Here is a 9,186-nt window from a genome sequence, read left to right as displayed (position 1 = left end):
GGCCTGACCCCCGACATTTCCGCCGCCGACTACGCCGACAATCCGCGCGCCCAGGCTGTCGCGGCGGCGGCGCGGGAATTGGATGAGAAGCGCGCGGCGTGGCTGAACCCGTCCGACCTAGTGGATCGGGTGCCCGAGGTGGTCGCAGGCTATCCCGACCGCCTGATCCCGAAGGACGAGGGGACCGCAGCAACGCTGAAGAAGCGCACGCTCACCAACCTCTACAACACCCGCCCCGCATGGCTCGCCGGCCTCCACGCCCGCCTCGATGCCGCCGTGGCCGCCGCCTACGGCTGGGATGCCGAATGGCAGGCGGGCATGAACGACGAGGCGATCCTCGCCCGCCTCTTCGCGCTCAATCAGGCCCGATCCGCGTAACGCCGCCCCTCATCCGTTCTGGACATGGAGCAATCCGGACTGCTTCATGTAGCGAGACTAGAGGGAAGATCATGGCTCTACACTCGATCTCGGAGGCGCATCGACTGACTGGAAAGGCGCGAACCACGATCCGCCGCGACCTTGCGGCCGGGCTTCTTTCCACCACCACCCGCCCCAATGGCGCGCGCGTCATTGAGACGTCAGAGCTGACGCGCGTCTACGGGCCGCTCCAAAAGCTCCAGAAGCAAAAACACCTAAAAATCCAGCCGGAACCAGGGAGCAATCCGGAGCAATCCGTATTGGTAGAGAGCATTCTCCAGCGATTGAGCGAAGCCGAGGTCCGCGCAGCCCGCGCCGAAGGCGAGCGCGACGCCCTTCGGGAGCTGGCCGACCACGCCCGCGAGGACGCCGCCGCTTGGCGCGTACGCGCTGATAATGCGGATCGCCTTTTGACGGATATTCGTACGTCGTCCGAGAAGCCCAAAGCGCAACCTTGGTGGCGCTTCGGAAGGACGACCTGATCGAGCCGTCCGATCCGTACCATATGGCTCTAGACCGACGGCCTGATGTGTATCGGAATGCCCAAAGCAGAGCTACTGCGACAGTAAAGACGTCTCATCTCACCGTCGCGTCCGGGTGTACTAGGATGCTACATATTGGGTTCCGAAGGCGCTGGAGGCTCGATCCAATCCCAAGCTTCTTGTTCGGTATCGAAGGGTCCTGCCATAACCCTTCCATCGGAGTCGGAGACATACCATCCATCCTCTTCTACTCCGCTATTTGGGGCTTTAATATAAACAGGTTTAAGCGACATATCCGCTTCCTTATATACAGCCTCACTGTAAATTTGAGGTTCGGTTAGAGTTGCTCTAAAACATCTGCAGCAAATATAGCTCAATGGATTTCGTTGTTATTATCGTCTTTATTTCTTATCTATCGGAAGTCGTGACAAGACCGCCATACACACGTTCGATTTCATCATTCCATGCTCTATCGAACCAAGCCTGATGCGACTTTACCTGCCGCTTGATTTCTGCACTTCCCATGATATCTGCGGATCTATGAGCATACCGAATGAAATTCCGTCGCTTGCCTGCGTGCGTGTATCTGCTGCGTAGTTCACGCTGATAGACGTTTGCCGATGGAATGTTCTGCATCTTCGCTGCAATGAGTTTTGCATGGATGCCACTGCGCATCTTACCAAGGTAAGCGTCGATAGATGATGGCCGAATAAGGGTGTGATGACCATCGAAGGTGAAGCCGAGATACTGAATAGGCTTAGGTGAGACAAGCGAGCCGCCTTTGAAGGCCGCTGTCTCCGTCTTTGCTACAGACATCGCGAGACGATGGTCAGCGAGAAGCTTTTCGACGACAGCCACTACATGCTGGACCTTCGCACCAAACGGAAGAACAACGGCGATGTCATCAGAGTATCGGCGGTAGGATCCGCCGTACTGCGCACACAAAGCAATCATTTCGCGGTCGAATGTTCGGAGGTAGATGTTCGCGTAAAGCCCTGAAACGGGTGTCCCTTGAGGAATGCCGTAGTCGAGGTCGTGCTTTCGAACTAGACCGCCTTTTCGCCCCTGGACATGCGCAGTGTAGTCCTGCGGTGAACAGACCCGTCCATGTCCGTTCCGCTTTTGACCAAGCAACTTGTCGAGATCATCGGTCTCGACCCATGAGTATTTTGTAATATTCTTCCAGACCCGGCCGTGGTGCCCGTCCAGACGCTCGACACCAATCAAACCTGCAACTTCGTCACGAAGCATCTTATGATCAAGACAGTCGAAGAACCCAGAAATATCCATCGCGAAGACCGTGCAGTCTCCACGGCTGGTGATTTCGTCAAAGAGCAATTTTGCATGATGAATATTTGTGCCACCACCTTTACGATAGGCTAATACAGACGATGTGCTACCGTCAATAATTAAGGCCTGCTCATAGAAGCTATTGAGATGCATGGCGTAAGCTTGCAGATATGCTGCATCTTCATGTCCAGCATATCGAATAGGCCGCGGCTTCACAATTTCTTCTCGAACAAACTTACCGTGGGTGTTCTTTTTCCACGAACCGTCTTTTTCTTTTACTCTTACATAGCGCCGAGAAAGATCTGTGAAGCCAAGTAGCGGCCAAAAGCGATGTGGTTTCTTTTCAGACCTAAAGTCTACCTGACTATCTCTTTCAATTTCGGATAGAGGCAAGTCGAAATGCTTATAGTTCCGCTCTTTTGATATGGAGCGGAGAACAAAATCATCAGTAGATGGATCAAACTCGTCTTCAGATGGTAGGTGAAACCCGGGCATAAACGAATTCCGTTCTTCAAATGCCCGGGCTATCTGACCTAGCTCCCATCAACGGACGCCTAAACGCCCTCCGGTACGAGAGTACCTAGCGTGGTATGTAGTAACCACGATGTGCCTGGAAGGATGCGACATGACCGAAATCACGCGAACCCGACAGCCGTGGGCGCGATTAGCGCTTGCGGGCCTTAACACTGGTCATCCGGGTCCTATGCCCCGGGGCATATGTAAGATGGGTGCTGTGATTTCCGGTGCAAGACATCAAGAGAACTCTCGATTCCATTTAGTTTAGGCTGCCGAACGTCTCGCCTCGTCCAGCTCGACCTCCGGTTCTTACTCGTCGCCCATGCCGTCGAGGCTGCGCCCGTCGATCACGCGCAGGATCTCGATCCGTTCGGCCGTGGGTCGGTAGAGGACGAAGAACGGGGTCCGCGTGATCAGGAGCTTTTTCACCTCCGGACGGTGGGTGGGGCGGCCGACGAACGGGTTGTCCATGACCAGCGTCTCCATCCGCCGCACCGACTGCCGAGCCCCCGCCGCGCCCTCGCGGAACACCCGCTCGTAGTAGGCACGCACCCAGAGGAGATCGCGCAGCGCCGTGCGCAAGTAGACCAGCTTCACGGGGCGGGATCACCGGTGGAATGGATGTCCGGTTCGGGCATGGGGGTCTCGCGGTCGGTGCCCCAGCTCTCCATCCAAGTCCCCACGGTATCCGACGAGACGAAGACACCCCGATCGGCCTCCTCCACGGCATCGTCGATCTGGCGGCGCAGTTCGTCCTGGGCGTCGAGCCAAGTTCGGATGGCGCGCGAGGCGACTTGTGCTGCGGGCCGGTCAAGCCGCGCGGCCTCGGCCGCCAGCCGGTCGCGGGTGCCGCCGTCGAGGCGCAGGGAGACGGGGGTGGTGGCGGGCATGAGGACGGCTCCAAAAGCAGATGTATTGCGACACGCTACAGGCGACGACAGCCGGTCTCAAGGACTCTCGAAATTTGCGAGGCGGTCAAGACGGTGGCCCGGAAGTCCGGCATGACGATGGGCGAATGGTTCGATGAGACGCTGCGTGCGAGCCGCAACCAGGTTCCCCTTCAAATCGCCGACGACATCGCCCGCCACGAGGCAGGGGAGGCAATTTTCCGTCCGCCAGGACGGATCCCGAACTTCACATCGAAGCAGACTTGGGAGCCTGAAAACATGGAGTTAAGCGGCGTGGCAGGGGGATGAAGATCCCGCCCCTATTTCTTGCCATCTTCAACCCACTTCGGCTGAAAACGATGTGCGTATTCGGGAGATCTAGTTGCTTGGCACGCGCTCGAATGCCGCCCGCGCGATGTCGGCATCACGGCGCGGAATAGTCTTCCCGCCTGCCTCGAACGTGCGTCCGACCGTCTCCGCCCAGCTTTCTCGCTCGGCATCGGTCAGCCTGCCCCACCAAGTCAGCGCGGGTTCCGCTTGCGGCCCGTCCTCGATCATGGGCGGGGCGTCGTCCGTCGCCTGCGACTTCCGCCGTGTGCCGCTGTGTCGCTCGTTCTCACGAGTGGTATCGGCTGCCGTATGGGGATCTTTCCACGACCAGTCGAAGCGGACGGCGTGGACGGCCCGGCCTAGCTTTTCCGGGGTCATCTTCACCGAGACCGTGCCGTAGTCGTTGATCGCCTCAAGGGCCGGGTCAAGAACGCGTTTTCTCAACTGCGCCCACACGTCATAGGACTTCTGAGCCTCCACGCCCATCAGTGCGCGCAGTTCCTCCACCGTGAACCGCCAACTCGGCCGTCCCAGCCGCTTCTTATCCGAGAGGATCGCGTAGAGCTGCCGTGCATGGCCAGACAGCCGATGAGCAGCATGGGCCTCGATCTTGGTGAAGTTGGCAGGGCTGCGCAGCGCATGGACGCCTGCGGGCGGGATCAAGAGGCGGGCGAGGCTTCCGCCCTGTTCGATGTGCCACTCCGCCAGCACCACGGCACCCCAAGGATCGCCGCGATACTCGCCCGAGAGCTTCACGCCCGTCAGGCGTTCCAGGCATTCCCGGAGCCAGACGTTGTCCGCCCGCGAGCCTTCGCCGCGCAGGCGGGCCGTGGGGATTTCCAGCCAGACCGAGTTCGGCACCTCGGCAGGAGTGCGGGCATCATCAAGAGCACCCGCGATCTCCCAGACAGCCGCCACCATTGCTGGGGTCAGGGACTTTTCGGATCGAAGCGCGACGGCGCTGGATGGCACGGTGATATTCCTCATAGTGGACACTATTGCTAGCGTCTGTCCATTTATCAAGTGCCACTTTTACCCTCCGGCGTGTCCACTCTATCCCTCCGGCGTGTCCACTCTATCCCTCCGGCGTGTCCACTTTTACCCTCCGGCGTGTCCACTTTTACCCTCCGGCGCGTACATTTTTAGTCCTCTAGTGTCAGTGTCCGGTGTCGAGGGAGCGAAGCGACACGCGACACTCGACACCGGACACTCTGAAACGAGAAGGCGGCTACGCCGCCCGCCCCCCGAACTTGCCAGCCCTTTGATCGGCGCTGCGTCCGGGGGCGACGCTGGTGGTGAAGTCAGCCCTCCACCTCAAACGTTCCGCAAACCGAACCCGACGAAATGCAGGGAAGAAATCCGATGCGAAGCGGCAAGGACAGTGATCCGTCAGCCAAGTTCCGAACCCTGTCAGACCCTGGCTCTGAGGCTGAAGTGAAGATGGCAAGAAATAGGGGGTGTATGTTCACGCCCTGCCCATGTCCTCGAACTCCTTATTTGTAAGGCGGAAAAGTAGTTATTGGCGTGAAGTTGCGGATCCGCCCGAATACGGCAGCGAACCGACCCCCGCTCGCAAGGAAAGCTCGCCTTCACTCTCGATACGGTATACACGCATACCGACAGGAGATCGAAGATGACCAAGCAGGCTGCCGTCCGGCTTCCCGACGAGACTTACGCCCGCCTCAAAGCGCTCTCCTCGCGCACCGGCAGAACCGCGACTTACTACATCCGCGAGGCCATCGAGGAGCATCTGGACGATTTGGAGGACGTGTACTTGGCCGAGCAGGTGATCGCGCGCATCCGCAGCGGGCAGGAGCAGGTTCACACACTGGACGACGTGGAGCGCGAGCTTGGCTTGGCGGATTGACCTGTCGGACACGGCCAAGAAGCAGCTCTCGAAGATCGACCGGATCGAAGCCAAGCGCATCACGGCGTTCCTGCGCGAGCGGCTGGAGCCGATGGACGATCCCCGGCAGCTCGGGTCGGCGCTGAAAGGCACGGGCAACCTCTGGCGCTACCGCGTCGGCGACTACCGGATCGTCGCCAGCATCGAGGACGAGTTGGTCCGCGTCCTGGTCGTCAGGATCGGCCACCGCCGCGAGGTTTACCGGGAGTAGCTGCCTTCGCGTTCAGCATCGCCTCCCGCAGGATGGCGTTCATGCGCGATTGGTAGCCCTTCCCCTGCGACTTGAGCCAGGCAAGTACGTCCGCGTCGATCCGCACCGTGATCTGCCGCTTGATGGGCCGGTAGAACTCTTCCTGCGCCGTCTCGGCGGCCTGCGCTTCCGTCAGCTTGGGGCTGTCGCCGGTATCGGCTGGCTCCTCGGGAGCCGGAGCCGGAGCAGCGGGCACTGCCGCCGGCGCGACGGGCTCCTTCTGCTGCGACTTCGTGCGGCCCAGAAGATCATCGAGCGTGCGCCTTACCATCCTTGTCCTCGCTCCATGCAGTTCGGGTTTTCGCTATGCCTACAGAATAACTACGCACTTGTAGGTACAAAAAGTAGCTACCTTTTCATAACTGCATCTGAAATGCGTGCTGGTCACGTGGGGTCCGGCAGGGTCAGGTGCCACAGTGCGACACGTGCGGAGAGTAACGATGAGAAGGACGTGGCAGGATATATTCAAATGTAGAACATTTGAAATTAGACCTCCGGCGGCGCGGCCGGTGACGTTGTGAAGCCGCACGACTTCATCGCCAAATGGCGGGGCGTGGAGCAGAAGGAACGCTCCGCCTCGCAGTCTCACTTCAACGACCTCTGCGCGCTCCTCGACGTGCCCGATCCGATCTCGGCCGACCCCAAGGGGGAGTGGTTCGCGTTCGAGAAGGGCGCGAGTAAGACAGCCGGCGGCGAGGGCTGGGCCGATGTCTGGCGGCGCGAGTGCTTCGCTTGGGAATACAAGGGACCGAAGAAGGACCTCGATCGCGCCTTCGCCCAGCTCCAGCAATACGCCGTCGCGCTGGAGAACCCGCCGCTGCTGATCGTGTCGGACATGACGCGGTTCCACATCCACACGAACTGGACCAACACCGTCCAGAAGGTTCACGCGTTCGGCCTCGAGGACCTGGCGGACGGCGCGACCCGCGACCTGCTGCGGTCGGCCTTCTTGGAACCGAAGCTGCTGCGGCCGAAGAAGACCCGCCAGCTCCTCACCGAGCAGGCAGCGGGGAAGTTCGCGGCCTTGGCCCAGCGGCTCCGCGAGCGTGGGCACGACGCCCAGACCGTCGCGCATTTCGTCAACCGGCTGGTGTTCTGCATGTTCGCCGAGGACGTGCGCCTGCTGCCCAACCACATGTTCCGGCGGATGCTGGAGCATTGCCAGGCGCAGCCTGCCGAGTTCGAGGGCCTCGCCCGCGAACTGTTCGGCGCGATGCGCGCAGGCGGCAGGATCGGCTTCGAGAAGGTTGCCTGGTTCAACGGCGGCCTGTTTGACGACGACACGACCCTGACGCTGGACCGGACGGACGTGTCCGATCTGCTGGAGGCCGCGAAGCTCGACTGGTCGGACATCGACCCTTCGATCCTTGGCACGCTGTTTGAGCGCGGGCTGGACCCCGCCAAGCGGTCTCAGCTCGGCGCACACTACACCGACCGCGACAAGATTATGCAGATCGTGACCCCCGTGGTGGTCGAGCCGCTGCTGGCGGAATGGGCCGGGACGCGCACCCGGATTGAGAAGCTGCTCGCCAAGGCCCCGCAGGAGACGCCAAAGCGGCTGCTACGGGGCAAGGAACTCGCCGCCCGCACCAAGGCGCTGAATGAGGCAGGAGGGCTCCACAGGGCCTTCCTGGAGCGTCTGGCGGCCTATCGGGTTCTCGACCCTGCCTGTGGGTCGGGAAACTTCCTCTACCTCGCCCTGCTCGCCATCAAGGACATCGAGCATCGCGTGAACCTCGAAGGCGAAACCCTGGGGCTGCCGCGCGGCTTTCCCCGGATCGGCCCTGAATGCGTCCTCGGCATCGAGATCAACCCCTTCGCCGCCGAGCTGGCGCGCGTTTCGGTCTGGATTGGCGAGATCCAGTGGATGCGTCGCAACGGCTTCGAGGCCGCGCAGAACCCGATCCTCAAGCCGCTTGCCAACATCGAGTGCCGTGACGCCCTGCTGGATGCGGACGGCGCCCGCGCCGAATGGCCCGAGGCCGATGCGATCATCGGCAACCCGCCGTTCCTAGGCGGCAAACGGCTGCGCGACGAGCTGGGCGACGGCGCCGTGGACCGCCTGTTCGCGGCCTACAGGGGCGCGGTGCGGCCCGAGGCGGACCTCGTGGCCTACTGGTTCGCCAAGGCCGGCGAGGCGCTGCGGACAGGCCGCGTGGAGCGCGTCGGGCTGGTCTCCACGAACTCCATCCGAGGCGGCGCGAACCGGGCGGTGCTCAAGGCCGCGATTGAGGGCGGGCGCATCTTCGAAGCGTGGGACGACGAGCCGTGGGTGGTGGACGGCGCGGCCGTGCGTGTTTCACTGGTCTGCTTCGACGGTGGCGAGGCGCGGCCGCCGCGCTTGGACGGCGCGGAGGTCGCGGCGATTCACACCGACCTGACCGCGCAGCGGATCGGTGCGGCGTCGGTGGACCTGACGCAGGCGGCCCGGCTCGCGGAGAACCGCGGCGCGGCCTTCATGGGCGACACCAAGGGCGGAGCCTTCGACGTGCCGGGCGAGCTGGCGCGCGAATGGCTGGCGCTGCGCGGAAATCCGAACGGGCAGCCGAACGCGGACGTGCTGCGGCCCTGGATGAACGGCATGGACGTGACGCGCCGGTCTGCGGGCAAGTGGATCATCGACTTCGGCTGGGAAATGGGCGAGGCCGACGCCGCGCTTTATGAGGCCCCGTTCACGCATGTGGCCAAGCACGTGCAGCCGGTGCGCGCGAAAAACCGGCGCGAAGCCTATGCCCGGTTCTGGTGGCGCCACGTCGAGCCGCGTCAGGGCATGTGGGCCAAACTCGCGCCGCTGCCGCGCTTCATCGTTACGCCCACGGTTGCCAAGCACCGCCTCTTCGCTTGGCTGACCGGCGAGACTTGCCCCGACCACCAGCTCATCGCCATCGCCCGCGATGACGACACGACCTTTGGCATCCTGCATTCCCGCTTCCACGAGATCTGGGCGCTCCGCATGGGCACCTTCCTCGGCGTCGGGAACGATCCCCGCTACACGCCCTCCACCACCTTCGAGACATTCCCCTTCCCCGAGGGCCTGACCCCCGACATTTCCGCCGCCGACTACGCCGACAATCCGCGCGCCCAGGCTGTCGCGGCGGCGGCGCGGGA

The 9,186-nt window shown here is 62.0% G+C and carries 10 protein-coding genes and 1 pseudogene; 6 read left to right on the top strand and 5 right to left on the bottom strand.

The genetic code is table 11. From position 1 onward, the window contains the following. Both Q1B08_RS20295 and Q1B08_RS20290 read left to right on the top strand, forming a co-directional pair. Positions 1-378: pseudogene (locus Q1B08_RS20295) on the top strand (class I SAM-dependent DNA methyltransferase); the annotation flags it as partial. Positions 379-449: 71 nt separating this feature from the next. After that, the gene (locus Q1B08_RS20290; protein WP_299822896.1) at positions 450-899 is read left to right on the top strand and encodes a hypothetical protein; all 450 of its coding nucleotides are present in this window, start codon (positions 450-452) and stop codon (positions 897-899) included. A gap of 408 nt (positions 900-1,307) precedes the next feature. Here the strand turns inward: Q1B08_RS20290 and drt2 are convergent, their stop codons facing one another. From drt2 to Q1B08_RS20275, 3 genes are all read right to left on the bottom strand, one after another. Beyond that, complete coding sequence (gene drt2 / locus Q1B08_RS20285; RefSeq protein WP_299822893.1) at positions 1,308-2,684, bottom strand: antiviral reverse transcriptase Drt2; 1,377 nt, start codon at positions 2,682-2,684, stop codon at positions 1,308-1,310. A 330-nt stretch (positions 2,685-3,014) separates the two neighbouring features. After that, positions 3,015-3,302, bottom strand: coding sequence for a type II toxin-antitoxin system RelE/ParE family toxin (locus Q1B08_RS20280; RefSeq protein WP_299822891.1), 288 nt, complete (start codon positions 3,300-3,302; stop codon positions 3,015-3,017). Further along, positions 3,299-3,595: a hypothetical protein gene (locus Q1B08_RS20275; protein ID WP_299822887.1), complete on the bottom strand. Its 297-nt coding sequence runs from the start codon at positions 3,593-3,595 to the stop codon at positions 3,299-3,301. Before Q1B08_RS20275 ends, Q1B08_RS20280 begins: the two co-directional genes overlap by 4 nt. Before the next feature lie 111 nt (positions 3,596-3,706). Here Q1B08_RS20275 and Q1B08_RS20270 point away from each other — a divergent pair, with 111 nt between their 5' ends. Further along, the gene (locus tag Q1B08_RS20270; RefSeq protein WP_299822884.1) at positions 3,707-3,901 is read left to right on the top strand and encodes a hypothetical protein; all 195 of its coding nucleotides are present in this window, start codon (positions 3,707-3,709) and stop codon (positions 3,899-3,901) included. Between the two features lie 69 nt (positions 3,902-3,970). On the opposite strand, the gene Q1B08_RS20265 is transcribed toward Q1B08_RS20270, so the two are convergent. Further along, positions 3,971-4,894, bottom strand: a complete 924-nt coding sequence (locus Q1B08_RS20265; RefSeq protein ID WP_299822881.1) for a replication initiation protein — start codon at positions 4,892-4,894, stop codon at positions 3,971-3,973. Between the two features lie 661 nt (positions 4,895-5,555). Here Q1B08_RS20265 and Q1B08_RS20260 point away from each other — a divergent pair. Continuing rightward, the gene (locus Q1B08_RS20260) at positions 5,556-5,789 is read left to right on the top strand and encodes a DUF6290 family protein (protein ID WP_299822879.1); all 234 of its coding nucleotides are present in this window, start codon (positions 5,556-5,558) and stop codon (positions 5,787-5,789) included. Next, positions 5,773-6,039: a type II toxin-antitoxin system RelE/ParE family toxin gene (locus tag Q1B08_RS20255; RefSeq protein WP_299822876.1), complete on the top strand. Its 267-nt coding sequence runs from the start codon at positions 5,773-5,775 to the stop codon at positions 6,037-6,039. Before Q1B08_RS20260 ends, Q1B08_RS20255 begins: the two co-directional genes overlap by 17 nt. On the opposite strand, the gene Q1B08_RS20250 is transcribed toward Q1B08_RS20255, so the two are convergent. Further along, entirely contained in the window at positions 6,002-6,349 is a 348-nt protein-coding gene (locus Q1B08_RS20250) for a BrnA antitoxin family protein (RefSeq protein WP_299822874.1), read from the bottom strand. The genes Q1B08_RS20255 and Q1B08_RS20250 overlap by 38 nt on opposite strands. 246 nt (positions 6,350-6,595) lie before the next feature. Between Q1B08_RS20250 and Q1B08_RS20245 the strand changes: the two genes are divergently transcribed. Then, positions 6,596-9,186, top strand: a 2,591-nt coding sequence (locus Q1B08_RS20245) for a class I SAM-dependent DNA methyltransferase (protein ID WP_299822871.1), incomplete at its 3' end; no start/stop codon positions are given.

The organism is uncultured Jannaschia sp. (assembly GCF_947494025.1).
Taxonomy (GTDB): domain Bacteria; phylum Pseudomonadota; class Alphaproteobacteria; order Rhodobacterales; family Rhodobacteraceae; genus Jannaschia.
This window is presented reverse-complemented; position numbering and strand designations above follow the sequence as displayed.

Bases quoted from the DNA above. Each gene is read 5' to 3' on its own strand.
- Q1B08_RS20290 (WP_299822896.1), top strand. From the start codon at position 450: ATGGCTCTACACTCGATCTCGGAGGCGCATCGACTGACTGGAAAGGCG.
- Q1B08_RS20260 (WP_299822879.1), top strand. From the start codon at position 5,556: ATGACCAAGCAGGCTGCCGTCCGGCTTCCCGACGAGACTTACGCCCGC.
- Q1B08_RS20275 (WP_299822887.1), bottom strand. From the start codon at position 3,595: ATGCCCGCCACCACCCCCGTCTCCCTGCGCCTCGACGGCGGCACCCGC.
- Q1B08_RS20270 (WP_299822884.1), top strand. From the start codon at position 3,707: ATGACGATGGGCGAATGGTTCGATGAGACGCTGCGTGCGAGCCGCAAC.
- Q1B08_RS20250 (WP_299822874.1), bottom strand. From the start codon at position 6,349: ATGGTAAGGCGCACGCTCGATGATCTTCTGGGCCGCACGAAGTCGCAG.
- drt2 (WP_299822893.1), bottom strand. From the start codon at position 2,684: ATGCCCGGGTTTCACCTACCATCTGAAGACGAGTTTGATCCATCTACT.